Source organism: Ktedonobacter racemifer DSM 44963 (assembly GCF_000178855.1).
In the GTDB taxonomy this organism is placed as follows: domain Bacteria; phylum Chloroflexota; class Ktedonobacteria; order Ktedonobacterales; family Ktedonobacteraceae; genus Ktedonobacter; species Ktedonobacter racemifer.
In genome coordinates this window covers 1,811,239-1,835,857 of sequence record NZ_ADVG01000001.1, presented here as the reverse complement: position 1 = coordinate 1,835,857, position 24,619 = coordinate 1,811,239, and the positions used below count along the sequence as shown (strand labels likewise).

The window sequence follows — 24,619 nt, the reverse complement described above, 5'->3', positions numbered from 1 at the left end:
ATTTATAGTATGGCTGAATGCAGAATAGCATGTAAGTTCCGTGGGGGTCAAGAGATGGCCCTCTTGCCAGAGTGTGGTATGCTTCTTAAGAAAATTTTTGCGGTTACCCGACGATTTTGCTAGTATAGGGTAGCGACTTGTCAGACTATGCTATTCTATGCTTTGGAAATATTCATCAGGTATTTGCGTGTTTCGACTGAAGGAAGATTGTTGTGCATGGTTTATGGTAGTCAAGCTGAGAAATAACGAAGGTCGGGGATAAGGTCGATGGCAAAGAAATTAGTGATTGTAGAGTCGCCAGCCAAGGCAAAGACTATTGAAAAATTCTTGGGGCGAGACTTCGAGGTCCGGGCCTCAATGGGCCATATTGTTGATTTGCCGAAAAAGGGGTTGGGAGTTAATACGCGCAAAGACTTTACGCCCAAGTATGAGGTGATCGAGAAAAAAGACCGCCTGATCGATGAGCTTAAGGCGGCCTCCAAGCGCGCGGATGAAGTGTTCCTTGCGCCCGACCCGGATCGTGAAGGCGAGTTTATTGCCTGGTCACTCCAAAATGTATTGGGCTTGAAAAATCCTCATCGTGCGGTCTTCCATGAAATTACCAAGCGTGCTGTGCAAGAAGCTATCAAGCAGCCACGCCGCATTAATGAAGATCTGTTTAATGCCCAGCAGGCGCGACGCGTGCTGGATCGCCTGGTCGGGTATAAAATTAGTCCCCTGCTCTGGCGGCGTGTCCAGTCTGGTACCAGTGCTGGCCGTGTCCAGTCAGTCGCCCTGCGCTTGATCTGTGATCGCGAGGCCGAGATTCAGGCTTTCGTGCCTGACGAGTATTGGAGCATTATTGCGACGCTCAGTAAGCAGCAGCGTTCCGAGCGTTTCGAAGCGTCATTGATCGCGCGCTTAAATGACCTGGAGGCCTTGAATGCCTCTGAGTCGTCGGCTGAGGGCGAGGAGAGTCCCGCCGCTGCCAGTGGCAGCAAGGCCGGGAAGAAAGGCCGCATCAAGGTCTCTTCTAAAGAGGAGGCCGATACGATTCTCTCCGATCTCAAGGGTGCGACCTATAGTGTCCTGAAATATGAGGAGCGCGAGCAGCGTCGCCAGCCACCTTTCCCCTATACGACCAGTACCATGCAGCAGGATGCCTCTTCGCGCCTCTACTTTAAGCCGAAGCGGACTATGAGCCTGGCACAGCAGTTGTATGAGGGTATTGAACTGGGCGAGCGTGGGCACCAGGGTCTGATTACCTACATGCGTACCGACTCGACACGTATCTCTGACGAGGCTCAGAAGATGGTGAAGGGCTTTATCTCGCAGGAATACGGTCAGGAGTATATAGGTGGAGGGCGCACCAGCAAGGCCAAGGCCACAACGCAGGACGCGCACGAAGCTATTCGCCCAACCGATGTCTCGCTGACACCAAAGAGCGTGAAGTCCTACCTCTCGCCCGAGCAGTATAAGCTCTATACGCTGATCTGGAACCGCTTTGTCGCGAGCTTTATGGCTCCCGCCATCTTTGATACCGTGCGTGCGGATATTGGTGCCAGGCAGTACGTCTTCCGCGCGACGGGTTCGAACTTGAAATTCCCGGGCTTCTACGCCGTCTGGCCGCGCGAGGAGGACGAGAGACTCCTGCCAACTATGAAGGTTGGCGAGGACCTGGATTTTCATGGGCTCAAGCCGGAGCAGCACTTTACACAGCCCCCGCCCCGCTTTACCGAAGCTAGCCTGATTAAAGAGCTTGAGGAGCAAGGTATTGGGCGTCCAAGTACCTATGTCCCGATCATTAGTACGCTTCAGGATCGTGGCTATGCGGAACAAGAGCAGCGACGCTTCATGCCGACCTGGTTAGGTGCGACGGTCAATGAGGTGATGAATAAACACTTCCCCGACATTGTCGATACCAACTTTACCGCAGATATGGAGCGTAAACTCGACGATGTAGAGGAGGGACGCCGTTCCTGGATCGAGTTCCTGCGCAACTTCTATGGCGACTTCAAGGTCACTATGGAAAAGGCCGAAGCGGAGATGGACAGGGTGCAGGCCCCGGTTGAGGAGATGGACGAACTCTGTCCCGACTGTGGACGTCACCTCGTCATCCGGAATGGGCGCTTCGGGCGCTTCATCTCTTGCTCTGGTTTCCCTGAATGTCGCTATCGTCGCTCGTTTGTCAATAAGACGGGGGCGCTCTGTCCCCAGTGTGGTGGCGACATCGTGGAGCGCAAGACGAAGCAGCGCAAGCGGCTCTTCTACGGATGCAACAATTACCCAACCTGTAATTTTGCCATCTGGGAGAAGCCCGCGCCTAATCCCTGTCCCAACTGCGGTGGCCTGATGGTAATACCGAAGGTTGGCCAGGACCCTGTCTGCTATAACGAGGTCATCCTGCCCCAGCGGAAGACGGAGGAGCAGCCCACACCCGATGGCTCAGCCGCCAAAAAGACGACTGCGACGCGGAGTAAAAAATCGGCTGCCAGTGCGGCCTCGACTGAGGATGAGGCGCAGGCGAGCGCTAATGGCAAGACCGCCACGCGCAAAAAGACCTCGGCGACAACCACCAGGAAAGCCACCAGCACAAGCAAAAAGACGAGTACCACCAAAGCACCGGCTAAGAAAGCCACGACCAGGAAAACCGCTGCCAAGAGTGCTACGACCAAGCGTGCCACGGCGGCCAGCAAAAAAACAGCGACCCTCCCCACGGAGTAGCCAATGTATACCACGCCCCCAGGAGCAGGTGTCCGCCTGCTCCTGGGGGCGCTTTCTTTTTTATGGGTGTGTGGATGGCACTCGTCAGCCTTCCCCCGAGCAGGGTATGCATGACTTTTGTGGGGCCTTGATGGCCATTTTGCCTTTCATACCAGAGATCGCGTAAAAGTGATATAATCACAGAAAGTTGACATATTTTGTGGGATAAGATTCCACCTTTCAGGAATGGCATTTTTGTGGAGGACTATTCATGCCCATGCCGCACACCGTAACCTTGATACCGGGGGATGGCACTGGTCCGGAAATTACAACAGCTACAAGGCGCGTGCTCGAAGCCACCGGGATCGAATTTGAGTGGGATGTGCGTCAGGCTGGAAGCGAGATGCTGGAGAAGCAGGGGACGGTTCTGCCTGATGATGTGCTGGAATCGATTAAGCGGACGAAGGTGGGATTAAAGGGGCCAATCACTACCCCTGTAGGGCGCGGTCAACGCAGCGCGAATGTGACGTTGCGCAAGAAGCTAGATCTCTACGCGAACTTGCGACCCGCCAAAACCTATCCTGGCCTGCGCTCGCGCTATGAGAATATCGATCTCGTCATTGTACGCGAGAATACGGAGGACCTCTACGCGGGTATTGAGTTTCAGCGTGGGACATCGCACCAGGAAGAACTATTAGAGCTTATTGAGCGCACCACAGGTCAGAAACTCGATCCCCATTCCGCGTTGAGCATCAAGTATATCTCTGTGCTGGCGACGCGACGCATTGTGCGCTTCGCCTTCGACTATGCGCGTGCCAATGACCGGCGTAAGGTCACCATTGTGCATAAGGCGAACATTATGCGCCTCTCTGATGGCCTCTTTCTCGCGACGGCTCACGAGGTCGCGAAGGAGTATCCCGATATCCAGCACGAGGATCGCATCGTGGATAATATGTGCATGCAGTTGGTACAGAAGCCAGAGATGTACGATGTGCTTGTATTGCCTAACCTGTATGGTGATATTATTTCAGATCTCTCTGCGGGCTTGATTGGTGGCCTGGGAGTGGCTCCTGGGGCGAATATTGGGAGCCAGTACGCGGTGTTTGAGCCGGTACATGGGAGTGCGCCTAAGTACGCGGGTCAGAACAAGGTCAACCCGATGGCGATGATGTTTTCCGGGGTCATGATGTTGCGGCACCTGGGCGAGAAAGAAGCCGCTGTGCGCCTGGAAAAGGCCTTAATGCAGGTGATCGCGGAAGGGAAATATGTGACCTATGATCTCAAGCCGCGCCCAGACGATCCCACGGCGGTGGGGACATCACAGGTCGCCGACGCAGTCATTGAGCGTTTGCGCCGTTTATAGGGACTGTGGGTGTGATGCGGGTTGGCGGCCGAAGGCCGCCAACCCGCATCACACCCACAAACAACCCTACTGAGCCTGGCTGGATTTGCGCCACTTGTGGCGGGCCTGGATATAGCGAACCGTGCCAGAGCGGGAACGCATCATCACAGAGGAGGTACGTGCGCCCCAGCCGAAATACTGGACGCCATCGAGCAGTTCACCAGTGGTAATGCCAGTGGCCGCGAAGGCCACGTCGTTGCCCTTGACCAGGTCATCAGTGCGGTAGACCTGGCTGAGATCAATACCATCGGCCTTGAGCTTCTCGCGCTCCTGGTCGTTGCGTGGCCAGATCTTACACTGAATCTCGCCCCCGATACATTTAATAGCAGCCGCGGCGAGAACCGCTTCAGGCGCGCCACCAATACCCAGCAAGACATCGATACCGCGGTAATCTTCCATCGCGGCCTGGATGGCGGCGGCGACATCACCATCACCAATAAGGCGAATGCGTGCCCCCACTTCACGTACCTGGCGAATAATCTCAGAGTGACGTGGGCGGTCCAGGATGGCCACTGTCAGGTCGTCGATGCGTGCCTCTCTCGCGCGCGCGATCCTGTCCAGGTTGACCGCGACGGGTGCATTGATGTCGATAGCGTTGCGCATGGCGGGTCCGACCGCGATCTTCTCCATGTAGAAGACTCCAGGAGGGGCAGAGTACATCGTGCCACGTTCCGCTGTCGCGACCACGGCCAGGGCGCCAGGCAAACCGAGCGCCAGTAGGCGCGTGCCATCGACGGGATCAACGGCGACATCTACTTCAGGCTTATGTCCATTGCCGACGTGCTCGCCGATGTAGAGCATGGGGGCCTCGTCTTTTTCGCCCTCGCCAATGACGACGACGCCGTCCATATCGACGCCGTCGACGGCATGGCGCATGGCATCGACGGCCGCCTGGTCTACCATCTCTTTATTGCCTTTACCCATCCAGCGACCAGCGCTCAGGGCAGCGGCTTCAGTGACACGTATCAATTCCATGCCCAGGTTGCGTTCGCGTGTCCCGGACTGTTCAAAACGTTCTTCCAATGCAATCCTCCTTCTATTGTCAGGTGTTAAAGTGTGACATATCTGGGTTGTGTGCGACAGTGCTCAGCAAGTATAATAGCGCGTACTTGTTCGACAGCTTTGTCTAGATATCCCTGGCGGTTCTCTACGACATAGTCATAGTGATCGCGTTGTGCCAGTTCTGTTTGAGCATCAAGAAGACGACGTTGTCTCTCATCCTCTGTCTCTGTCTGCCGCCTGGTCAGGCGGTAGGCAAGCTCTTCAAATGAGCCGGGAACCAGAAATAGAAAGATTGCCTCAGAAAGCTTGTGGCGAATGGTTGCCGCTCCCTGAACATCTATCTTGAGCAGGACATCACGCCCTTGACTCAGATGGTCGCGAATCTGTTGCTTGGGTTGTCCGTACCAGTTACCATGTACGTTAGCATACTCAAGTAATTCATCATTGGCTACCAGTTGATCAAATGTGTCTTGGTTCACAAAGTGATAAGGGTTGCCCTCACTCTCCCCGACGCGGGGGGCACGTGTGGTAACGGACGCCACCACGTGAAAGTCCATCCCTTGCGCTTTGAGCGCTTGAATAACCGTATCTTTTCCTGTCCCTGAGGGGGCTGAAAGCACAAACAGAAGACCACGTTTATGAGAGGTATCGAGATGTGATTTATCAGATGGTTGAGGTACGGTAGAACCTGTCTCAATATGCATGTTTCTCTTCCCGGCAGATCTGGATGTTTTGAGGGTTGATGTACGAACAGCCAACACTTTGTTATACTGTGGTGCATCAGCGAGCGTATTTTGACAGTGGTGTCTCTACCCCTCTACAATAGCTATTCGGCAAGAGGCGATCACCACTAAAGTGCAACGCTCAATACTACTGATCCGAGACCCTGAGCGCAAAGCGCTAGTCACGTGAGTGACGTTGGGTATCGGAATAAGAGCTTAGTGATATTGTACAACACGAAGCAGGCTGCACCAAAGCAAAAATGTGCTTGCCTGCCCATTGCTGCTTGCTTGTTTTTACGCGCAGCAAAAGTCTAGATTGGAACGTCGTATGCATGTAGATGCCATGACCCTGGCGGCCGTCGCGGATGAGTGGCGTATGCTGCTGATGGGGGCGCGTATCGATACTATTATTCAGCCTACTGAGTATGCGTTGGCGTTGCAGTGCTATGCCCCCCGTCCCCAGGGGGAGGAGCAGGGAGGTGGACGCAACTATTGGGTCTATTTCTCTGCCCATCCCCAGCTGGCGCGTGCGCATATCACGGCGCGTAAACCCCCTCGTATCGCCAGCGAGCCGCCTGCGTTTGTGATGTTGCTACGCAAATACCTGGAAGGCGCACGTATTGAAGCGATCAAGCAGCCACGTGGCGAGCGCGTGATTGAGATTATTGCGGGCTATCGCAGCTCGCCTGAGAGCGAGGAGCGTACACGTTTCCGCCTGATCATTGAGATTATGGGGCGTATCAGTAACATTGTCTTCTGTGACGAGGGGGGGATGATCCTGGGTAGCCTCAAGCGTGTAAGCGCGGAGGTGAACCGCTATCGCGTGATCACGCCGAATGTCCCCTACGTCGCCCCACCACCCCAGCAGCGCACCCTGGCGGGCCAGACGTTGCCGCGCCTCGATCCTCTGACCGTGACGGCGGCCCAACTGGCGATCTGTGCCGCTGAACAGCCAGAAGAGGCGAGTACAGAGTCGCAGAAGAAGCGTAAGAAGGGGCCGGCGAAGGCTACACTCTGGCAATTGCTGACGCGCCACCTGGAGGGATGTAGCCCGCTGCTAGCCCGCGAAATGGTCTACCGGGCGACAGAGAACGCCGAGCTGCCGGTCGAAGAGGCCAGTGAGGCAACCTGGGAGGAACTGGCCTGGGTCATTCGTGATCTCTTCTCGCTCTATGAAAGCCATCAGTGGCAGCCGCAACTGGTGGTGCGTGAGAAGGCAGGCGAGGGGCTGGAGGCCCGCGAAGAGGTCCTGGCTTTTGCCGCCTATCAACTGGAGCAATACGCAGCCCGTGACGATGTCACCTTCCGCTCGTCGCCCTCGATCAATGTCGTACTGGACGACTATTTCGCGCGCGCCGAGTGGCGGGATGCCATGGACGGGGTTCGCTCACCGGTGCGCAAGATACTCCAGACGCAGCGTGATCGCTGTGTGCGTAAGGCCGAACTCCTACGCCAGGAGATGGCCTCCTCCGAAGAGGCGGCGCGCTATCGCCTCCAGGGTGAATTGTTGCTGGCGCACCAGCACGAGGTGGTGCAGGGCCAGGTGAATGTCGAGCTGGAGAACTATTTTGAAGAGGATGAGAGCGGGATTGTACCCAGGGTGAGTATGACCCTGGACCCCCGTTTTGATGCTGTAGGTAACGCCAACCGCCTCTTCAACAAGTATCACAAACTCCGACGCGCCCTGGAACTCCTGCCGGATCAGATCGAGCAGAACAACGCTGAGTTGGCGACCATCGAACAGCTTTTGCTGGATCTCTCGCTGGCTGAAACGCCCGCCGAGGTGGCCCTGGTGAAGGCAGTGGTCCAGGCGGCGGGCTACATCCGTGGAAAAGCTGCCCTGGACAAGAAGGCCTTGAAGGCGGCGAAGAAGGGCAAGACTGCCAAGGGAGGCAAAGGTGCCAAAGGAAAGGCGGCCGCGCCCGGTGGTGGTGTGCCGCTCTCCTTTCAGAGTCACGAAGGCTTTACGCTCCTGGTTGGGAAGAACAGCCGCCAGAACGAGGAGGTCACCTTCCACCAGGCGAGCGGCAATGATGTCTGGCTGCACGCGCGTGGTGTGCCGGGGGCGCACGTCATTGTCAAAGCGGCCGGGCGTGAGATTCCACGCAGCACGATTGACCAGGCCGCGAGCCTGGCGGCGTATTATAGCCAGGCGCGTGGTATTACCAATGCCCCGGTCGACTACACTTTGCAGCGCCACGTGCGCCATATGAAGGGTGGTGGCCCCGGCATGGTTGTCTATGAGCGTGAGCGAACGCTCTACGTCGATCCTGAAAGCGCTCAGGGATTGCTTGAACGCGCGAAGTAACGAGAGCGCCACATGCAAACGCCTTCAGGAACCCGGCATTCATAGGTTCTTCACGGGAGCACGATTGCGCTCTCGTGAGGAGCCTATACCCATCTCCTCGCGATACTTGGTTACGGTACGCCGGGCCATGGGAACACCCTGGGCGGTCATCAAGCGGGCTAGTTCATCGTCGCTATAGCGGTGGCGCGCCTCCTCAGAGAGAATCAGTTCGCGTAACATGTCCTTGACTCCAAGCGAGCCATCGAAAAAGTCTGCCATGGGGAGCAGACGCCCATTAGGGAGCAGGGCGTATTTATTAGCTGTCGCGCGGCTGACGGTGCCCTCATCAAGGCTTAAGCGCGTCGCGACCTCTGCGCGTGTGAGTGGCCGGAGGTAGCGCACCCCTTTCTCGATAAATTCGCGCTGGTAGTTGACGACCAGCTCGGAGACGCGACGCAACGTTTGCCAGCGGCGTTGGACGCAGTCAATAAAGAACTTTGCGCGGTCGTTATGGTAGTGTATGTAGCGTTGCACATCGCGTTGCACATCGTTGCTGGGGGCCTCGCTGGTTGGGAGGGGATAGCGTGAGCCAATCGAGAAGTGGTAGCGTCTCTCTTCCACCAGCTCTATTTCAAGACCGTTCTCTCCCTGGCGAATGATGATGTCGGGACGAATATAACTTGTGCCATGACCTGAGCGTCCATAGCTTTGGGTCACGCTATAGGTCTGTGCTGGATAGGGGTGGAGTGTGGTGCGGATATAGTGATAGGCCTCTTTGATACTCTCCTCGGGAACCTTGAGCTGACGCGCAATCTCGTGAAACTGGTTATGGGCCAGTTGGTCAAGATAGTGGGTGATCAGCGTCTGGGTCAGGGCGGGTGCATCATCGACCTCTGCCAGGGCCTCCAGTTGTAGGAGAAGGCATTCGCGTAGATCGCGGGCCCCAATTCCCAGCGGTTCAAGCATCTGGAGTTGTTTGAGGACATAACTCACGCGCGCTACAGGCACTTCGAGATAGGTCGCGATCTCCTCAATGGAGACCTCCAGGTAGCCTCGCTCATTCAGATTGCCAACAAGTTGCTCGGCGATTAAGGCATCCTCGGGCGCGATCAGCGCCTCTAGCTGTTGCAGGAGGGTCTCGCTCAGGGATTCATTGGTCGCGATCCTTGCCATGGGATCAAAGGCGTCCTCGTCATCAATGGCCACGAAGCCGTAGTTATCAATATCAAAGAAGGTATGTTGTTGATAATTCCAGTGGGCTCCCTCGGGCGAAAGGAGAGGTCCCTCGGTCGTGGTGGAGGGTTGCTCCTGTTGTATGAAGTTGCCACACGCTGCGCATACCTGCCCATACTGGCTATACAGGGGGGTGCCACAGGAGAGGCAGATGCGTTGTTCTTTCACCGAGAGTGCGGGATTCTCTGCCTGTTCCTGACTGACTGCATGTTCAAGCTCTTCAGAAGAGAAATGTAAAATTGTGCTGGATGTGATGAGCTTTGCGTTGACGCGGACGACCTGTTCTGGCCTGGGTGTCGGCTCTAGTCGCATACTCTGCCCTACTTCCCCTCTTGGTCCGGCGACGGACGGGACATAGCACGTACCTCTGCGCTTCATTGCGTCCTGGATGGGTAACGGACTGACTGGTTATTTCGCTATGAGATCCATCCCCGGCTGAGTAAAGCCTGGCGTGCGGCCTCTTGTTCCGCAGATTGCTTATTGCGCCCCTGGCCTCGTCCCGCGACCTGTTCACCAAGGAGTACCTCGATGGTAAACTCGCGGTTGTGGGAAGGGCCTTCCTGATTGACAAGGCGGTAGGATGGGGTAATACCGTCGTGAGCCTGCGCGAGTTCTTGAAAGAGCGACTTATTATCCTTAAAGAGGCGATTCCTGACGATAGTGTGAGCCAGAGGTTCAAGGCGTTTGAGGAGGAATGTCTGCACTGCATCCAATCCCTGATCGAGATAGATCGCGCCTAGTAGGGCCTCGAACGCTGAGGCAAGGACGCGTTGACCTCCACCGCTATGTTGCTCCCCTTTGCCCATAAGCAGGAAATTGCTCAGGTTAATATCGCGCGCAAAGTTCGCCAGCGTCTCGGTGCGCACCAGGACTGCACGGGCATCGGTCAATTCGCCCTCCGCCAGGTCGGGAAATGTGCGGTAGAGAAAGTCCGCACTAATGAGAGCGAGAATGGAGTCTCCCAGAAACTCCAGGCGTTCATTTGAGCTTCTCCCTTCGCCCGCTGCCTCATAAATATAGGAGCGGTGGGTGAGGGCAAGGGTGAGCAGATTGGGATTATGAAATTGTATATCGAGAATAGCTTCCAACTCTTCGTGCATTCATATACCTCTAGCAACACTTGAGCCTCATCATGCACTTTTGTATCAGTATCGCGACGATGTGCCAGAATGAAACTTTGGGGACCAGGGACAACGATATCCGGGCCCCTATATATAATAAGTTATTCACCGCTGACATTTTAGCGCGTTTTGTGCCAGTTCGCAATGCTGTTCAAGGCACGCTATCCCCATGGTCGTCATCTTAACTATACTTGTCGTAAGGCTTCTTTGCCTTCTGAAAAAAGGTTTCAACAGTATTGAAAAAGCGAGGAAAATAGGTTAAGATGTAGTTATGGAACATATGTTTTAAACAACAACCTTCTTCGAGCAGCGGTTCTGTGAAAGGATGTGAGGGATGATCAAGGCGCATAAGATCAGACTCCATCCCACAGCGGAACAGGCGGTGTACTTTGCCAAAGCCGCCGGGACCGCACGCTTTGTCTGGAACTGGGCATTGGCTGAGTGGAACCGCCAATATGAGGCCGGGGGAACCCCCACCGCCTTCAAGCTCAAGAAGCAGTTTAACGAGATCAGGCGGGAGCAATTCCCCTGGACCTGGGAGGTCACCAAGAACGCCTCTGATCAGCCCTTTCTCGATTTGGGCAAGGCGTTTACCGCGTTCTTTGAGGGCCGTGCACGCCGCCCGAAGTTCAAAAGCAAGAAGCGCAGTACGCCGAGTTTCTACCTCGCCAACGATCAATTCGAGTTGGGAGATCACCGCATGTGGATCGTGCGCCGTGTCGGTGCAGAGAGTAATACCTGTCACAGACAGGAGAGGTCGAGAGTGAAAACCTCTAGGACAAGAGCTAACCCGGAGGGGAAACCCAAAGGCAACTGTAGCATGCTCATAAAGCGAGAAATATCAGAAGGCATGTATGATAGAGTCTCGCAAGTCCTGTGTGCATGAAGCCCCACTAGGGGGAGAGGTGAAACTGGCCAATTGTTGAACCTACGTTTCCGTGTGATGAAATGCGCATCCATCCCACCATGCCCAAAGGGATGACACTGAGAATACATCATAGGGGATCCAGATGATGGAAACACTCTCTCCAGTGAGCAGCGGGTAATGAACCCGATAGGAAACAAACGGGCACCTAAACACACTCAACGTTCTCTTTGCGCAAAAGCGGGATCGCCTAAAAGACGCGAGTCTCATGGCGACGGAGTTGCCATAGTAGTGCGCCTTTGTGTCACAAATGTCTCTCTTACCCGTCGGGGTAAGCTCACTAGAGCAAGGTGAGTAACACAGCGACTTACTCGCTCTCTTACGAGAGCGGGGACACCTTCACCCGAAAGGCGTGAGGGGAAAATAGCATGTCGTGCAAAATGCTGGTGAAGCTCCAGTCCCAGGAGCCAGAGGGAAGTCAAGTGAAGCTGTATATGGTGAAGTCTTGATTGGCTGAATCCAAGTCACGGCGGAAATGCGGCAGCCCACAGGAACGGGATAATCGCCTGTGTCCAACGTGCAGGGGAACGGTACTATTTTCTCTGCAAGCTCTCGTTGGAGCCAGCCCTCACGGAGAGGGAAATGACGAAATGGGCACCTACGTACAGACTGAGACATTTGATGGAACTGAGGGATTGCCTAAACTCCGTAAGGAGCAGGGTAACGGAGCGGCCATAGGAGTTTCCCCATGTGGGAGACAAAGGGTCGCAGGAGGCCAGACTCAAAAGTGGCGGTTGACATGGATGTGTCATAAGACCGCTATGGGAGCGGTGTTGAAAAGACACGGGCCTCTGGAGAGCTTAATGCATCGAAAGGGTGCACGTTAAGTTCGGAGGGGAGGGGTTGATGCTCCCGAGTAATCGGGACTTGGCCTCTTACCCTACCTCAAAGGCTTGGAGTAATGTCCGAGACATGGGGAAGGGCAACAGGTTATATGGGAGCGGAAAGGCAAGGGACGCGAAATGCGAAGAGCCAAACCTGAAAACTCCCAGAAGCTGGAGAGCCGGATGCTACGGAAACGGGCATGTCCGGTTCGGTGGGGGGCCGAGGGAAAAGGGCTGCCACAAGGCAATACCTCGCCCGCGGCCTACCCAACCCCAAGCTCGGCTGGGTGAATATGGCCGAGAAGCTCCGGTTTGCGGGCCGCGTGAAGGGGGCACGCATCACCAAAACAGCCGAGTGGTGGTTTGTGTCCATCCAGGTCGAGATCCCTGATAGCATCGCGGTGAAGAAACCAGCCGCCGTGGGTATCGATGTGGGGCTGAACCGCCTAGCCACCTTGAGTACAGGAGAGGAAGTCGAAAACCAAGCCTTCCTCAAAACCACCCTCAAGAAATTGCGTCAGGCCAACAAACGGCTGCACCGCCGAAAACTGGGATCCCGCGAATCGGGAGAAAGCGCGCCGACAGGTCGCACGTCTGCATTATCGCATCACCTGCCTGTGCCAGGATGTCCTTCAGAAGCTCACAACCAAACTAGCCGACAGTTACGGGATCATCGGGGTGGAAGATCTCCACCTCAAGGGACTCCTCAAGAATCGCCGTCTCGCTCGCTCGTTCGCCGATGCCTCGCTCGGCACCCTCAGACGTCTGCTCGAGGCAAAAGTGGCGCAACGTGGGGGAGAGGTGATCAAGGTGGACCGTTTCTTTCCTGGAAGTCAAGACCTGTCATTGCTGCGGTTGGACGTGGGAAGCGATGACGCTCAAGGATCGCATCTTTGTGTGTCAGAATCCTGCTTGCCCGTATGATCAGTTTCCGCAGGATCGAGATCACAACGCAGGTCAGAATGTGTTACGGGAAGCCCTTCGCTTGATCGGGCTGATGGATCAAGCCGTCTCCGGTACTGGCTCGGACGAAGACGCAAACTTGCCTGCGGACGCGGGGTAAGACCAAAAGGCTTCGGCCCGGAGGCACCTACGGATGAAACAGGAACAACGAAATTCGGTGTGAATGTGTGCTTGCATACGTTTGCATATGAAAATCGGAGCAGCTTTGTATCCACCTGTCCATGTGACTGATATTCCCATGGCAAGCAAGTCGTGCTCCAGGGTTTCTCAAAAGTCCTGAAGCAACCAAGCAAGAGCCTCCTCTGGATGAGAGGCAAAACGACGAAGCTGGCGAGCGACGGTGGAAACCCGGTGCAGGTGCATGAGAGAAAGAACCACGTTATTGAGCACGGCCAGCATTTCCATCACCGGAATGAAGCGGACTCGGCAACGGTCCTCCCCAAGGGTGGCATCTCGATGCCAGTGGAGATGATTCTCCACCTTCCAGTGTGCTCGAAGGTAGTGCAGAAGACGTTCTGGAGGACAATGCCTCAGAGAAAGCGTTGTTAACCCGTAGCGAACCTCGCAACTGTGCTTCCCTTTGATCGTTCGTTCGCGCTGTAAGCGAAAGACCTGTCCAATCTCGCCCCAATCCTTGAAGAACAAGCCATTGAGATCGGGACTGCTCATAATCGAGCGACGTTCCAGACGACCATGGCCCTTGTCAAGCTGAGTATACGATTGCCAGGTGCTCTGATCTGCTTGCGGGTCTTCAAAAAACAGTTCGAGGTCCGCGCGAGCAACAGGTGTATTGTCCTTGATGATGAGAATCACCTCCCCTCCAGCTCGTGCGCACCAGCCGAGTCATCTCGTGATAGCTTTGCGCCGCATCAACGGTGATCACTCGCCCCTTACATGTCACCTCGGTCAGAAACGGTTTGAGCGCGCCAACCTCATTCGTCTTAGAGCCAATGGGGATCTGCTGGAGGACCACACCCGTTTCTGCTTCATAAATATGCAGAAGATGTTGTTGGGGATGCTCTCCTCCATATGCCTGCTCCCCAGTGCTTTTGAGCGCTTTGCCATCAATGGCCAGATGGACGTGCTGGTCGTCTGGCTCTCCTTCTCGCTGGTGGCTCATCTGGCGCACAAACCACGCGGCCAGATGAGCATTGACCTGTTGACTGTCTAAGCGTGCCAGGACGTAGCTGTAGGTATTGGCACAAGGCATCCGTTTCCAGGAAAGGTTCACATTCGCGCGGATGACCTTTTCCTGATCCTTTGCCCATTCACTTGCTGCTAGCAGGCTGCTCATCCCCGCCAATTTTGCCAGGACGACCACCAGCAGCACCCCCGCGAGGTCATATTGCCTTCCTCGTGCTTTTCTTCCGTCTCTCGGATGGTGACAAACCTGATACAGGGATTGCATCTGTCTCGACGAGCAGACGGGCTCCCCCTTGTTTTCTTCCAGCAATGTTGTATAGTCCATGCTGAGTCACTCCTTGAATGCTGTGTTTTTTGATGTCATGCATTCTACTGGATTGACTCTTCTTTTTCACCCCTCACCAGACTTTTGAGAAACCCTGAGTCGTGCTCCCTTACCCCTGGACGATCCAGGGCAGGTATGATACTCTGTATGGCAGTGGATTTGAGGAAGCCTGGCAATCGCGTGTAGCATACAGCTATGCGAGGAAAGTCCGAACTCCACAGAGCGGGATGCTGGCTAACGGCCAGTGGGGGTGACCTTAAGGAAAGTGCAACAGAAACATACCGCCTGTGCTCAGCGCATATGTGAGGGCACAGGTAAGGGCGAAATGGTGAGGTAAGAGCTCACCAGCAGCCGGGTGATCGGCTGGCTGGGCAAACCCCATCCGGAGCAAGACCGAGCAGAGGGGATAGTTTTCTCGCACGTCGAGGAGGCTAGCAGGCGGCTCGTCTGTCAACCCTCGGGTTGGTTGCTTGAGATGCTGAGTAATCAGTGTCCCAGATAGATGATTGCCACCCGTGTAGTCGAGAGGCTGCGCGGGAACAGAATTCGGCTTATGGCTTCTCTCAACTCCACACGCACAAAACAAGAAGGCAGCGGAGATCATGTCTCCGCTGCCTTTCTTTTCTTGCTGGCTCTATATTTACCTAGACAGTCTTTACAGGCTGCTTTATGCGATTTTGTTTGTTGAAGTTTGTCGAATAAAATTGTATGCTATTGATCGTCTTTGGTGTCTCAATTGGTGTCAGTTTCCGGCCAGTTTCTCAACCATTAGCGAGCCCCTCGCCGAGAAATTTATGCCCCAAGCCCTTATCCTCAATTGGCCTGTCTTCGCACTGATTTTTTTCTCCATTCCCAGTAGTAGACTCTAGTCATGCTGGTAAGTACTAATGATATATCTAAAAACGCTATTGTCTGAACTATCACATTCTTCGTTTTGCAATAGTGGTGAGAATCCATGCATCCACAGGTTGAGTACTACTTGATAATCCCGATAATCTCGTGTGTATTATAGGATCATGCATATAAGTTTAATGTATTGTTTATAGCTTTTTAATAGCTGTTCTTCTCTGGGATAAATTGATGGTTTGGCATAAATGGGGCATTTGCACCACTATGGCGGAGCTGAATATTGTTTATCCTTTGATCATTAGTTGTTGTCTTCCGCTGTCGCATAAACTTTGAGATGTGCAGAAAGGAATTGAACATGGAGCATCAACAAGATGTAAAGAAAGAGCTTTTACAAATAGGGGGCAAGGCAGTGGGTATAGGTGCCCTAGTAGGTTTGTGCGCTTTATTGCTTATCGGTATTCTCAATAACGGTATTCTCAATAACTGGACAGGAGGTGATACTGACTTAGCCTGGATCATAGGTTTTGGCGCACTTGCTCTAATAGGTCTTTTAGGTCTTTCTGTAATTACTCTTCTATATGGTGTGCTGGTGTTGCTTGCTGGTCTAGCGTATGTTGATGACAGTAAAAGAAGGAAGTAATATGAAGGTTAATTTGCTCTCAGTTGTTGTTCCGACAACTCGTGTAGCAAAACAAAACCGCTTGTGAAGATGGTTCACAAGCGGTTTTGTTGGTGGAGATGGGGGAGAGTTGAACTCCGCCTCGGCTTATTTCTCACTGGCTCTATTGCTGCTTTGAGAAGCCTGCAAAGCTGCCTTATGTAGTTAGGCTTGTCGAAGTTTGTCTAACACTATCGCATGTTATAAGTTGTCTTTGGTGTCTCAATTGGTGTCACGGTTGGAAGCGATTATTGAGGCTGGCAGTATGATACTTTGTCTTTATGGCTAAAGACGCTTTTATTATGATACTATCTGTGTATTCCATAGAAATGGAGCATGTGATGGTTCAAGCAAATCAACAAGACGATGATCGTTATAAACGCCTTTGTGAGCGTATTGTAGAGCGATGTCGCCAACAGAACTGGTATGGTCCGGATTATCATAGTTACACTAGTCATAGAGGTTACTTCTATATCGATGGAGAACTACAATCTCGTGAGCCAAGTCATGATCTGGAAACACACTTTGAGTTCCCATTGGCTACAGAAGAACAGCTCCGTCTGAGTGAAGCCGTGATGGGCTTTGAACATCCTCCTTTTCTGCGAGCGCTCTATCTTCAGGTTGCCAATGGTGGGTTTGGGCCAGGGAGCGGGCTGACTGGAGCATTGGGAGGCTTCTGCTATTGGATTCACCGAGATCCTCGCTACACTGCGATGCAGAAGGAGAAATTAGTCAAGAAATATGGAGAAGCATCTTGTCTGGATTGGTTTTCTGACTTCTTTGACCCTATACTATTTGATTTAGAGCAACATGAAGAGAGATATGATCACCCCAGAGATATCAGCCTTTCTCGACGGGAGTGGCCAACCTACTTTTTACACCTCTGTAAAGACGAGGGACAGGATGATGTTTATCTCCATGCAAAAAGCGGCCATCTGTATGCAGCCGTGAGGGGCTATGGTGGAGAAGCAACGTTGAGAGGGGATGAAATGTCTACCCGTCTCTTTCGTATCGATGGATCATTAGAAGATTGGTTTGAGCGCTGGCTTGATGGTATTCCGCCAGTTCAATGGTACCAGAAATAAGCCAATAGAGATCTATCACATTCGTTTGATGATGGGTGTCGAAAGGGAGGAAATGCCGGAGTAACAAAGAGCGTTCTGTTATGCAAGCGATGTGTTATGCTTATCTCTGAAACAGGTTTTTGACGAGAGAGGCAGGATCTATATGACGACAAGAGCAAAACTGTTTTCAGTAACACCTGCTGATTGGGTTCCAGGTCCAGGCCAGGGGCGGTGGACATATAAAGAATATGCAGCGATACCAGAGGACGGGCATCGTTATGAAGTGGTGAATGGAGTCTTATATATGTCACCTTCTCCTAATCCAAGGCATCAGCGTATTGTTCTTATGATCTCAAACCATTTGTTGGGTTTTGTTGAGGGCCAAGGATTAGGTATGGTCTTTGTCTCGCCTTTGGATGTTGAGCTGAACTATGGCAATATTGTTCAGCCCGATGTGTTTGTGTTGTTGAATGAGCATTTAGATCGCATTGCTTCTTCTCGTATCATTGGTGCTCCTGATCTGGCGATTGAAATAGCCTCTCCAAGCACAGCACGTCACGATTTGAATGAAAAACTTGATGCGTATGCTGCAGCTGGTGTTCCTGAATATTGGGTAGTAACTCCTGATGCTCATGTGGTGGAGGTATGGGTTCTGGATCGTGGGGTATATCGCTCTTTGGGGCTTTTCATTGCTGATGATGTACTCCCTTCTCAGGTGCTGCCTGGGTTGCCTGTGACTGCAGAGCAGTTCTTTATGTAGCAAGTAACAGTTGGATCGTTTGTGAGTAGCATAAGACATTTGGGAAAGTGTTATGCTACTCGCTTTTTTATTGGTGCTTTTCTTTCCAATCGCTGTAAGCTTTTTTGTATTGCAGTATGAATGGTATACCAGACTCTTTAACATCAATGATAAAAGTTCTACGCTCAGGTGTAAGAGGCTCGATTTCTGTGAAGCCTGCATGTTTCATGAGACGTATACCATCTGGCATATTGCTCCTGGCGGCGATGGCGCCAACTTCAATTCCTTTGCTTCCCATCTCTACGATGACACTCATGAGGCCGCTTACTAATTTTGCACCATAGGTGTGTTTTTCTGTTAAGCTGAAGCCGGGTTTAACTCCTATAGCATGGAGGTATAGGTCTATTGTTGTGGGCTGGTTGAAGCTCTCAATATCAGCAGGATCTATTTTAACTGGTATCGTTTGCTTTAACACTTTTTCTAATTTACCTGCTTTGAGAGGCATCATAGCTACATAGCCAATTATCTGATCTTCGTCCCTGATGAGGTGATACGCATCAGGATTTCGCTCTACTATTTTCATGCGCTCTTTTACGGTTTCTCTGCCTACGCCAAATAGAGCTTGGCTAATTTCCATGCATTCTTTCATTTCCTCTTCGGTGGTGACGCGCATGAATTTGGTGGCTTTGTTTTTTCTGTGAATGATGAATGCCTGTAGCTCTCGTGCGAGCTGGTCTACTTCGTTCTTGCGATAGACTCCTTGTTTTTTGCCAGGTGGAATGATGCGTTCTAATGTTCCATTGTTTACATAGTTATAGAGCATTCCATCTGTGATACCTAGTATTTCCTTCGTTCGAGCGGCTGTATAAAAATCTGTTAATTCCCTCTTTTTTGCCATTTATCCCTCTCCTTTGGCTTTTAAAGGCTTCTTGTAGCAATTATAAGCTAAGTTTGATAACTTTGCAAACTTCTGGGTTGACAAAGAGCTTTTTGGCCGTGTATAATCTTATTAAAGTTATCGAAGTTATCAAACTTATTGAGCTTAAGAGCGTCGATAACAAGAATTTTAACAACAGAATACCTTGTAGCTTCTGCTCTGATGTTGACTACGGGCTAGACAGCGGTTGGACAGTGCAACGATGCACTAGGACAGTCTAGAGGAGAATGCAAAGTGTGCAGGCTTTGGCTGAGGGACGGCGTGAGCTGTCAGTAGGTCAGGCTACGGGTCGTCTTGAGCGGCCTGGGCGTGGCTCGAACTGTGGAGAGCAGTTTGGGGGCGGTCTGGACTTCACATCATGTTGACGTGTCCGTGATGTGCGAGAAATGAGGAGTCGAGCTATGAGGGCCTGGTGAGACGGTGAAGAGCTTCTTGGATGACTTGTATTCTCTGAGAAGCTGCTAACGCTCTGCCAGGAACCTTTATTTTGAGTGCAGATCGCTGCGGCGGTTGGGAGTGTGGTTTGGGGCGTGGTCGTGGTTAGTGTGGGTGCGGTCTGCATGGTGGAATGGTGGAAAGTGGGCGTTTAAACGCGGGGCTTGTGTGGTAGTTGGCGTGCGGCTGTGGAAGGGTCTATGAAAAGTACGTGGCGAGGGTGGCGCTGGCGGTCTTGGGTGGATATGTGGTAAGGGTCTAGGTTCTCTTCTTGGATGTGTGGTTGTTTTGTTGAGGCATTGAGGAGGGATTCTTGGATGTGGCGGTATACCGTGTATGTGTGGATTGCCGTTGAGTCGGGTGAGGCGGATGTGGTGGAGCAGGTGCGAGCATGGAACCATCACGAGGCGATGTGGAAGGTGATGCGGCGGTATGGCTTAACCTTTGCCCATACGGCGTGGGTGGTGCCTGCCAACGACAAAAAGCCTGATGGGACGTATGCCGGGGTGCGTTACTGCTTCTAGGGGAGGTGCTGGTGGAAGAGCAGAAGAAGTACTCAACGTGGCGGCGTCCGTTTCGTTTGCAATTGTCGACTCAGGCGGCTGAGGGGTTTGATGCTCCTGCATCTCGTGGGTGGTGTCAATTTGAGGGTGGTTGTGATCGCTTTGAGTGGTGTAACGGAGCACGTTTTTGTAGGAGGCATTGGGCTCCTGACGTATGGGAAGACAGAGCTTCCTGAGCGTCCCTATGGGGTCTAGGAGGTGGATATGGCGGTACAACTGGCGGTGGTGGGTGCGCTGGCGGGTGGATTGGTGTTGATGCGGCGGCGTGGCGTTCAGAGGAGTGTAGGGCTGGTGCTGGTGGGTGTGGCCTGTGTGTGTGTGCTTGGGTTGTTTGCCTGGGCGTCGATGGCGGGTCAGGTGGTCGTGTAGTGCGGTTCCTGTAGGTGTGGCTGTGGAAAGTGACTGTTTAAACGACGTGTTGCTGTGTGGATGGAAAGGATTTCCGATGGGAAAGAAAGAATTATTGTGGTTGCTCGGACTCCTGGTGATGGTCATTCTTGTTGGGAGTACGGCGGGTTTTGGTTTCGTGGGCGATTTCCTGTATCGCGTTTTCTAGCTGGTAGGGGCGTACTACTTTGGCTCTTCTTAGTAGTATGCCCTCTTGTCCTGTTGACAGTTTAAACAAGTAGCAGTGATGATGGTTCTGAGGAGGAACAAGACAGATGCAACTGATGGGAAAAGTACAAACCGCGAAAATGAGTGATTTTTTCAATGGCATGGAACTGGTCGTGGTGGATCGTGAAGTGGTCAAGCCTGCTGGTGGGCGTCCACAATATAGTGTGCGTGTGGTGCGTGGCTGGCCGGGACTCAACGAACTGAAGGAACTGCGCAAGAAGAATGCTACTGAGCAGGATCTCGCGAACTTCGCGCAAGGTATTCCGCTTCCCCAGGAAGATCAAGTGATTCCGCTCATCGTGCTCGATATCACCGGCAAACAGGGCTTTAAGACGTTGATCTGCGAGGTCGCGCAACAAGCTGGCGCGTAGTGGATGAAAGGGTGTGATGCATGCAACTACAACAGATGCATGGACAGTCGCGAGCAGGGTGGTTAGATCGGACGATACAGAGCGCCGGGCATACCGTTTTTCGTATCGTCTCGATCATCTTCTCGCTGGCAAGTGCGCATGCCATTTATTGGTTCTTTAGTGCGCTCAATGGCGTGGATGCGCTGCAACAGTATGTCACGGTCACGATTTCACTGGGCTTTGTAGCGCTCGGCTACTTCGTGACGCGAGGGTTAGCACATCGGATGATGCAGAAGCAGAGCATCTGGTCGTACCTGCTGATTGGTATCCTGTATGTGTTCGTCGAAGTGGTCTGCAACTTCGGAGAGGCGGCGGCGCGTGGGCCTGATATCCAATGGGTGCATGCGTTGACGGGATGGCAATTCTCTGCCTTCGTCATCCTGCTGCCTTTGGTCCTCTCGATCATTCCGCTCTTCAATCTGGCTCTCGCTTGTATTGATGTGGATTTGATGCGCGAAAGGCTGGGGATGGCTCCAACCGTAGCAGTCAAGAATGCGACGATGGCGGGGGTGCCAACGGTCCAGATGCCACAGACGGCCTATCCTCCTATGCCCAAACCCACTCAGGGCAATGGTGGTGGGAACAATCTGGGGAACTTTTGGAACAAGGCGAGGGGTGGAAAGCCTCCGGTGGTGGCGATGAATGGCAATGGGTCACAGTCCAAGCCGTAGCGTGGGGTAGGTGATGGGATGATGGGCGGTGTGCTGCGCAGGTCATGTGTGGTATGCCGCCTTTTTTGTTGCTCGGTTGTGATGGGTGAAAGTGCCTGTTTAAACGGTGGAAAGTGAGGATGCGAAGGCATGAAGTGGTATGTGTGGACCATTCGTGAGATCAATGATGTGCTTCGCGCTGGCAAGGCGGTGTATGCGGATCTGGAAGGTGGGAATGTAGTGCGTATTCATCGTGCGAAAACCGTCAAGGGTGTGCTCCTGGTTCGCTGCCTGTCGAGCGGTGAATGGGTCCAGCCTGCGGCGGTCTGGTGGGGGTGAGTGATGTCAGTTGAGATGAGCGAGACAGAGCCGGAGGTCAGGCAGCTCCGTGAGTGGTGGCTGTTTGAGGCGACAAAGTTCCTGCTGGCGCTGATGGTCGAGCAGGAGCTTGAGACGGTGCCAGTGCGTGTGTCGTGTGGCTGGCCGTCGCGTGGTGGTATGGGCCAGGGCAAGCATGTGATTGGTCAGTGTTTTCCTCAAGAGATGTGTGCTGATGGTGTCCCACAGGTTTTCGTGTCTCCTCGGATTCATGAGAGTATTGAGGTACTTGGCACGCTCCTGCATGAATTGCTTCATGCTTCATTGGGCTGGCGAGTTGGGCATAAAAAGCCGTTTTCGCAAGCGGCGCGGAAAGTTGGCCTGATCGGTCCTCCTACTGCAACGTTGGTCGGGCCTGAGTTGCAGGTGGTGTTACAGTCCTATGTGGATCAGGTGGGGCCATATCCTCACGCGCCTATTCGCGTTGTGGCAAAGCAGAAACCGGGGAGTCGGCTGCGCTTGTTTGAGTGCCAGTGTGACCCACCGGTGAAGCTGCGAGCTGGCCGGGATGATCTGCGCGTGGTGTGCCTGGACTGTGAAGAGCCGTTCACATTAGTCGAGGGGTAAAGGGGGTTGGTGATGCTGGAAGCATTTGGTTTGTGGCCTGGGGTGGTGGCGATTGCTGCGGATGCGGAGATGTATTGTGTCCCGTGTGCAAAGATGTTGTATGGAGAGGAACCGATAGAGGCAGTCGTTGCTGGTGAGCCTGGATATGAGCAGTATACCGACCATGAGGGGAACCCGTTTACGGTGGTGCTGCGAGGCTCAGAAAGCTTGCATACGATGCATTGTGGTGCTGTCGCCTGTCGGATACCTCTCTGTGATGAGTGGTGTCCGTGTTACCTCGATCCCGAGCAATGGAACCAGTACGGAAGGCTGCCTGATGGGAGAAAGGGGGAATATGATGGGGTATCTTGAGCGGTTGCGACAACAACAAGAGCGAGAGATGGAAGAGCGTCGGGCCTGGGTGGAGCTGGCGCGTACACAGTGGCTCGGATGTACCGTGATGATTCATGCTCCTAGCCTTGGCATGTTGGCTGCGATGGAAGGAGCATGTGTGCAGATGCGTAGTGATGATTCCTCCTGGGTGTATGGCGAAGTGGTCGAGGTAAGCGATTATGGGGAGGTGCGTGTGGCGTATGCGGTGGGCCAACGTGGGGAGGTGTACTATAAGTCGTTGCGTCTGGAAGACTTGGGAACGACCTGTCTGGTTGCGTAGCGCTGGAGGTGATGTGAGACAGTAAAAAGTCAGCGTTTAAACGTGCTGTCGTCAGTACGTCGATACATAAGTAAAAGTATTGTATGGTAAATCGTGTAGAGCGGCTCTGTAGGCTGTTTGAGAGTGCATTTTTGAGACGGTCAAAAGGGGTTTTGGCGTGAAGTGGCTGAGTGATAGTCTCAGAAGGTGGAAGGGCCTTTCTATGACCGTCTCATACCAATCCCGTTCTAAACTATTCTTGTTTCTGCTGCGATAACATTCCTTTGATTGATAGAGGAACTATCCTGGCTATCACCCAAACGAACGTTATCACACATCCCCCCTCGGCTACCCAATAAAACAGTTTCAATGATATTATCATTGCTACAATGGCCGGAACTGCTGTGAAAGCAACAAACAGGATCAGGCCTATAGCCCACGCCTTAACGAAGGCATGATTCTTTTTATTCTTCTCTGCAACCCATACTTTAAGATCGGCATCTGCCTCTTTGCTGATCAGAGGCATGGCGAAGATTCTGATGATAATGTAGATGAAAATGTTCATGAGCGAACTTCCCTTCTCAATCTTGTAGTTGGCTCAACTTTTCACGTTATTGTTTGAGCCTGGTGCAGGCTTCTTGCCCATGTTTGTCAGGATCTTAGCCACACCTCAAAATCACGCGTCCCTAAATTCTACCATAGACCACGGATTGGTACAGTGCGTTCTCGAGCCTATTTTCTTCTCTGGCGTCAAAAATGGCTATTTGGCGGGTTGTAGTGTGTGCTTGGATGATGGATCGATCTGGATTGTGATGGATCGTGAAAGGATGTGTGATGCTGCAAGAGGCTGCTGTGTTTCGCTGTACATCGTGTCGAACTCCCTTGCGGTGGGAGAATTTGATGGCGTGTCAGGCATGTGGGGCCTATGTATGTGAGGGGTGCCTGCATCGGGTATCAGGGGTGTGGGTACAGGTGGGAAGCCGATGGTTCCTGGTGCGAGTGGTGGTGTGTGCGCTATGTTTAGGGTCAGAGGTTTGGGAGAAGATATGTCGAGAGGAGGTGTGATGTGAGCGGTCGTGTGTACCTACTTGGGTATGCGGCTCCTGGTGCTGCTGGGCAATTAGAGCAATGGATGGCTGATACCTCGGTGGTGCTGGTGGATATTCGCTTGGCGGCGCGTTCTCGTTGGATGCGGGAGTGGAATAAGGGCTGGTTGGTCAAGCGGTGGGGGGATCGGTATGTGCATGAGTCCAGGCTTGGCAATGTTAACTATCAGGATCGGCGTCAACCGATTGCGATATGCGATCTGCCGGGTGGGCTTGCGGTGGTGACAGACTTGCTGAGCCAGGATCGAAGTGTGGTGCTGTTGTGTGCGTGCGCTGATGAGTCACTCTGTCACCGTCGCGTGGTCGCCGAGGCGCTGGCGTCCCTGGAAACCTAACAGCCGTCGAAACGCACTGTTTAAACGCTCGGATGCTGCGGTACTCCCCCCTC

General features: G+C 53.2%; 24 protein-coding genes, 1 other RNA gene and 2 pseudogenes. 19 read left to right on the top strand and 8 right to left on the bottom strand.

Features of this window, described 5'->3' with window-relative positions:
- Positions 1 to 267: 267 nt before the first annotated feature.
- Together topA and KRAC_RS08045 are read left to right on the top strand one after the other, a co-directional pair.
- The gene (topA, locus tag KRAC_RS08050; RefSeq protein WP_007905942.1) at positions 268 to 2,703 is read left to right on the top strand and encodes a type I DNA topoisomerase; all 2,436 of its coding nucleotides are present in this window, start codon (positions 268 to 270) and stop codon (positions 2,701 to 2,703) included.
- A 256-nt stretch (positions 2,704 to 2,959) separates the two neighbouring features.
- Positions 2,960 to 4,045, top strand: coding sequence for an isocitrate/isopropylmalate dehydrogenase family protein (locus KRAC_RS08045; RefSeq protein WP_040443077.1), 1,086 nt, complete (start codon positions 2,960 to 2,962; stop codon positions 4,043 to 4,045).
- Between the two features lie 66 nt (positions 4,046 to 4,111).
- On the opposite strand, the gene glpX is transcribed toward KRAC_RS08045, so the two are convergent.
- Both glpX and gmk read right to left on the bottom strand, forming a co-directional pair.
- Entirely contained in the window at positions 4,112 to 5,107 is a 996-nt protein-coding gene (gene glpX / locus KRAC_RS08040; RefSeq protein WP_007905936.1) for a class II fructose-bisphosphatase, read from the bottom strand.
- Positions 5,108 to 5,133: 26 nt separating this feature from the next.
- Positions 5,134 to 5,790, bottom strand: a complete 657-nt coding sequence (gmk, locus tag KRAC_RS08035; RefSeq protein WP_007905935.1) for a guanylate kinase — start codon at positions 5,788 to 5,790, stop codon at positions 5,134 to 5,136.
- Positions 5,791 to 6,136: 346 nt separating this feature from the next.
- On the opposite strand from gmk, the gene KRAC_RS08030 reads away from it, so the two are divergent.
- Positions 6,137 to 8,116: an Rqc2 family fibronectin-binding protein gene (locus tag KRAC_RS08030; protein WP_007905934.1), complete on the top strand. Its 1,980-nt coding sequence runs from the start codon at positions 6,137 to 6,139 to the stop codon at positions 8,114 to 8,116.
- A 39-nt stretch (positions 8,117 to 8,155) separates the two neighbouring features.
- Here the strand turns inward: KRAC_RS08030 and rpoN are convergent, their stop codons facing one another.
- The gene (gene rpoN / locus KRAC_RS08025; RefSeq protein ID WP_007905932.1) at positions 8,156 to 9,640 is read right to left on the bottom strand and encodes an RNA polymerase factor sigma-54; all 1,485 of its coding nucleotides are present in this window, start codon (positions 9,638 to 9,640) and stop codon (positions 8,156 to 8,158) included.
- Positions 9,641 to 9,744: 104 nt separating this feature from the next.
- The gene (rnc, locus tag KRAC_RS08020; RefSeq protein ID WP_007905931.1) at positions 9,745 to 10,428 is read right to left on the bottom strand and encodes a ribonuclease III; all 684 of its coding nucleotides are present in this window, start codon (positions 10,426 to 10,428) and stop codon (positions 9,745 to 9,747) included.
- A gap of 355 nt (positions 10,429 to 10,783) precedes the next feature.
- On the opposite strand from rnc, the pseudogene KRAC_RS08015 reads away from it, so the two are divergent.
- Both KRAC_RS08015 and KRAC_RS65525 read left to right on the top strand, forming a co-directional pair.
- A pseudogene (locus KRAC_RS08015) lies at positions 10,784 to 11,158 on the top strand (RNA-guided endonuclease InsQ/TnpB family protein); the annotation flags it as partial.
- A 1,312-nt stretch (positions 11,159 to 12,470) separates the two neighbouring features.
- A pseudogene (locus KRAC_RS65525) lies at positions 12,471 to 13,261 on the top strand (RNA-guided endonuclease InsQ/TnpB family protein); the annotation flags it as partial.
- Positions 13,262 to 13,428: 167 nt separating this feature from the next.
- Here the strand turns inward: KRAC_RS65525 and KRAC_RS78170 are convergent.
- A complete protein-coding gene (locus tag KRAC_RS78170; protein WP_052568076.1) occupies positions 13,429 to 13,974 on the bottom strand; it encodes an ISAs1 family transposase in 546 nt (181 codons plus the stop codon).
- Positions 13,913 to 14,629 carry an ISAs1 family transposase gene (locus KRAC_RS78165; RefSeq protein ID WP_040442128.1) on the bottom strand — a complete coding sequence of 239 codons (717 nt, stop codon included), beginning with the start codon at positions 14,627 to 14,629 and terminating at the stop codon, positions 13,913 to 13,915. Before KRAC_RS78165 ends, KRAC_RS78170 begins: the two co-directional genes overlap by 62 nt.
- 160 nt (positions 14,630 to 14,789) lie before the next feature.
- Here KRAC_RS78165 and rnpB point away from each other — a divergent pair.
- The 4 genes from rnpB (at position 14,790) to KRAC_RS07970 (ending at position 17,960) form a co-directional block, all read left to right on the top strand.
- Positions 14,790 to 15,199: RNase P RNA component class A (rnpB, locus tag KRAC_RS61710), an RNA gene on the top strand.
- A gap of 634 nt (positions 15,200 to 15,833) precedes the next feature.
- Positions 15,834 to 16,118 carry a hypothetical protein gene (locus tag KRAC_RS07980; RefSeq protein WP_007905926.1) on the top strand — a complete coding sequence of 95 codons (285 nt, stop codon included), beginning with the start codon at positions 15,834 to 15,836 and terminating at the stop codon, positions 16,116 to 16,118.
- A gap of 299 nt (positions 16,119 to 16,417) precedes the next feature.
- Positions 16,418 to 17,221 carry a hypothetical protein gene (locus KRAC_RS07975; protein WP_169460871.1) on the top strand — a complete coding sequence of 268 codons (804 nt, stop codon included), beginning with the start codon at positions 16,418 to 16,420 and terminating at the stop codon, positions 17,219 to 17,221.
- A gap of 142 nt (positions 17,222 to 17,363) precedes the next feature.
- On the top strand, positions 17,364 to 17,960 hold the full coding sequence (locus tag KRAC_RS07970; protein WP_007905919.1) for a Uma2 family endonuclease: 597 nt from the start codon (positions 17,364 to 17,366) through the stop codon (positions 17,958 to 17,960).
- A 67-nt stretch (positions 17,961 to 18,027) separates the two neighbouring features.
- On the opposite strand, the gene KRAC_RS07965 is transcribed toward KRAC_RS07970, so the two are convergent.
- The gene (locus KRAC_RS07965) at positions 18,028 to 18,837 is read right to left on the bottom strand and encodes a hypothetical protein (protein ID WP_007905918.1); all 810 of its coding nucleotides are present in this window, start codon (positions 18,835 to 18,837) and stop codon (positions 18,028 to 18,030) included.
- A gap of 275 nt (positions 18,838 to 19,112) precedes the next feature.
- Here KRAC_RS07965 and KRAC_RS78160 point away from each other — a divergent pair, with 275 nt between their 5' ends.
- The 9 genes from KRAC_RS78160 (at position 19,113) to KRAC_RS07930 (ending at position 23,146) form a co-directional block, all read left to right on the top strand.
- Positions 19,113 to 19,241 carry a hypothetical protein gene (locus tag KRAC_RS78160; RefSeq protein ID WP_274532086.1) on the top strand — a complete coding sequence of 43 codons (129 nt, stop codon included), beginning with the start codon at positions 19,113 to 19,115 and terminating at the stop codon, positions 19,239 to 19,241.
- A gap of 387 nt (positions 19,242 to 19,628) precedes the next feature.
- On the top strand, positions 19,629 to 19,835 hold the full coding sequence (locus KRAC_RS07960) for a hypothetical protein (protein WP_007905917.1): 207 nt from the start codon (positions 19,629 to 19,631) through the stop codon (positions 19,833 to 19,835).
- A gap of 243 nt (positions 19,836 to 20,078) precedes the next feature.
- The gene (locus tag KRAC_RS73650; RefSeq protein WP_007905912.1) at positions 20,079 to 20,243 is read left to right on the top strand and encodes a hypothetical protein; all 165 of its coding nucleotides are present in this window, start codon (positions 20,079 to 20,081) and stop codon (positions 20,241 to 20,243) included.
- A gap of 293 nt (positions 20,244 to 20,536) precedes the next feature.
- A complete protein-coding gene (locus tag KRAC_RS07955) occupies positions 20,537 to 20,860 on the top strand; it encodes a hypothetical protein (RefSeq protein WP_007905909.1) in 324 nt (107 codons plus the stop codon).
- Positions 20,861 to 20,880: 20 nt separating this feature from the next.
- Positions 20,881 to 21,570, top strand: coding sequence for a hypothetical protein (locus tag KRAC_RS07950; RefSeq protein WP_007905907.1), 690 nt, complete (start codon positions 20,881 to 20,883; stop codon positions 21,568 to 21,570).
- Positions 21,571 to 21,699: 129 nt separating this feature from the next.
- The gene (locus tag KRAC_RS07945) at positions 21,700 to 21,888 is read left to right on the top strand and encodes a hypothetical protein (RefSeq protein WP_007905905.1); all 189 of its coding nucleotides are present in this window, start codon (positions 21,700 to 21,702) and stop codon (positions 21,886 to 21,888) included.
- Between the two features lie 3 nt (positions 21,889 to 21,891).
- A complete protein-coding gene (locus KRAC_RS07940) occupies positions 21,892 to 22,494 on the top strand; it encodes a hypothetical protein (protein WP_040442124.1) in 603 nt (200 codons plus the stop codon).
- 12 nt (positions 22,495 to 22,506) lie between these two features.
- Positions 22,507 to 22,845: a hypothetical protein gene (locus KRAC_RS07935; RefSeq protein WP_007905899.1), complete on the top strand. Its 339-nt coding sequence runs from the start codon at positions 22,507 to 22,509 to the stop codon at positions 22,843 to 22,845.
- A complete protein-coding gene (locus KRAC_RS07930) occupies positions 22,829 to 23,146 on the top strand; it encodes a hypothetical protein (RefSeq protein ID WP_157506349.1) in 318 nt (105 codons plus the stop codon). The genes KRAC_RS07935 and KRAC_RS07930 overlap by 17 nt, the downstream gene beginning before the upstream one ends.
- 232 nt (positions 23,147 to 23,378) lie before the next feature.
- On the opposite strand, the gene KRAC_RS07925 is transcribed toward KRAC_RS07930, so the two are convergent.
- Positions 23,379 to 23,690, bottom strand: coding sequence for a hypothetical protein (locus KRAC_RS07925; RefSeq protein WP_007905895.1), 312 nt, complete (start codon positions 23,688 to 23,690; stop codon positions 23,379 to 23,381).
- A gap of 501 nt (positions 23,691 to 24,191) precedes the next feature.
- Here KRAC_RS07925 and KRAC_RS07920 point away from each other — a divergent pair.
- The gene (locus KRAC_RS07920; protein ID WP_007905892.1) at positions 24,192 to 24,566 is read left to right on the top strand and encodes a DUF488 domain-containing protein; all 375 of its coding nucleotides are present in this window, start codon (positions 24,192 to 24,194) and stop codon (positions 24,564 to 24,566) included.
- Positions 24,567 to 24,619: the final 53 nt, after the last annotated feature.

Excerpts from the sequence above, each read along its gene's own strand:
- topA (WP_007905942.1), top strand. The coding sequence starts at position 268 with ATGGCAAAGAAATTAGTGATTGTAGAGTCGCCAGCCAAGGCAAAGACT.
- KRAC_RS08045 (WP_040443077.1), top strand. The coding sequence starts at position 2,960 with ATGCCGCACACCGTAACCTTGATACCGGGGGATGGCACTGGTCCGGAA.
- gmk (WP_007905935.1), bottom strand. The coding sequence starts at position 5,790 with ATGCATATTGAGACAGGTTCTACCGTACCTCAACCATCTGATAAATCA.
- KRAC_RS08030 (WP_007905934.1), top strand. The coding sequence starts at position 6,137 with ATGCATGTAGATGCCATGACCCTGGCGGCCGTCGCGGATGAGTGGCGT.
- rpoN (WP_007905932.1), bottom strand. The coding sequence starts at position 9,640 with ATGCGACTAGAGCCGACACCCAGGCCAGAACAGGTCGTCCGCGTCAAC.
- rnc (WP_007905931.1), bottom strand. The coding sequence starts at position 10,428 with ATGCACGAAGAGTTGGAAGCTATTCTCGATATACAATTTCATAATCCC.
- KRAC_RS78165 (WP_040442128.1), bottom strand. The coding sequence starts at position 14,629 with ATGGACTATACAACATTGCTGGAAGAAAACAAGGGGGAGCCCGTCTGC.
- KRAC_RS07980 (WP_007905926.1), top strand. The coding sequence starts at position 15,834 with ATGGAGCATCAACAAGATGTAAAGAAAGAGCTTTTACAAATAGGGGGC.
- KRAC_RS07975 (WP_169460871.1), top strand. The coding sequence starts at position 16,418 with ATGGCTAAAGACGCTTTTATTATGATACTATCTGTGTATTCCATAGAA.
- KRAC_RS07970 (WP_007905919.1), top strand. The coding sequence starts at position 17,364 with ATGACGACAAGAGCAAAACTGTTTTCAGTAACACCTGCTGATTGGGTT.
- KRAC_RS07965 (WP_007905918.1), bottom strand. The coding sequence starts at position 18,837 with ATGGCAAAAAAGAGGGAATTAACAGATTTTTATACAGCCGCTCGAACG.
- KRAC_RS07960 (WP_007905917.1), top strand. The coding sequence starts at position 19,629 with ATGTGGCGGTATACCGTGTATGTGTGGATTGCCGTTGAGTCGGGTGAG.
- KRAC_RS73650 (WP_007905912.1), top strand. The coding sequence starts at position 20,079 with ATGGCGGTACAACTGGCGGTGGTGGGTGCGCTGGCGGGTGGATTGGTG.
- KRAC_RS07955 (WP_007905909.1), top strand. The coding sequence starts at position 20,537 with ATGCAACTGATGGGAAAAGTACAAACCGCGAAAATGAGTGATTTTTTC.
- KRAC_RS07950 (WP_007905907.1), top strand. The coding sequence starts at position 20,881 with ATGCAACTACAACAGATGCATGGACAGTCGCGAGCAGGGTGGTTAGAT.
- KRAC_RS07945 (WP_007905905.1), top strand. The coding sequence starts at position 21,700 with ATGAAGTGGTATGTGTGGACCATTCGTGAGATCAATGATGTGCTTCGC.
- KRAC_RS07940 (WP_040442124.1), top strand. The coding sequence starts at position 21,892 with ATGTCAGTTGAGATGAGCGAGACAGAGCCGGAGGTCAGGCAGCTCCGT.
- KRAC_RS07935 (WP_007905899.1), top strand. The coding sequence starts at position 22,507 with ATGCTGGAAGCATTTGGTTTGTGGCCTGGGGTGGTGGCGATTGCTGCG.
- KRAC_RS07930 (WP_157506349.1), top strand. The coding sequence starts at position 22,829 with ATGATGGGGTATCTTGAGCGGTTGCGACAACAACAAGAGCGAGAGATG.
- KRAC_RS07925 (WP_007905895.1), bottom strand. The coding sequence starts at position 23,690 with ATGAACATTTTCATCTACATTATCATCAGAATCTTCGCCATGCCTCTG.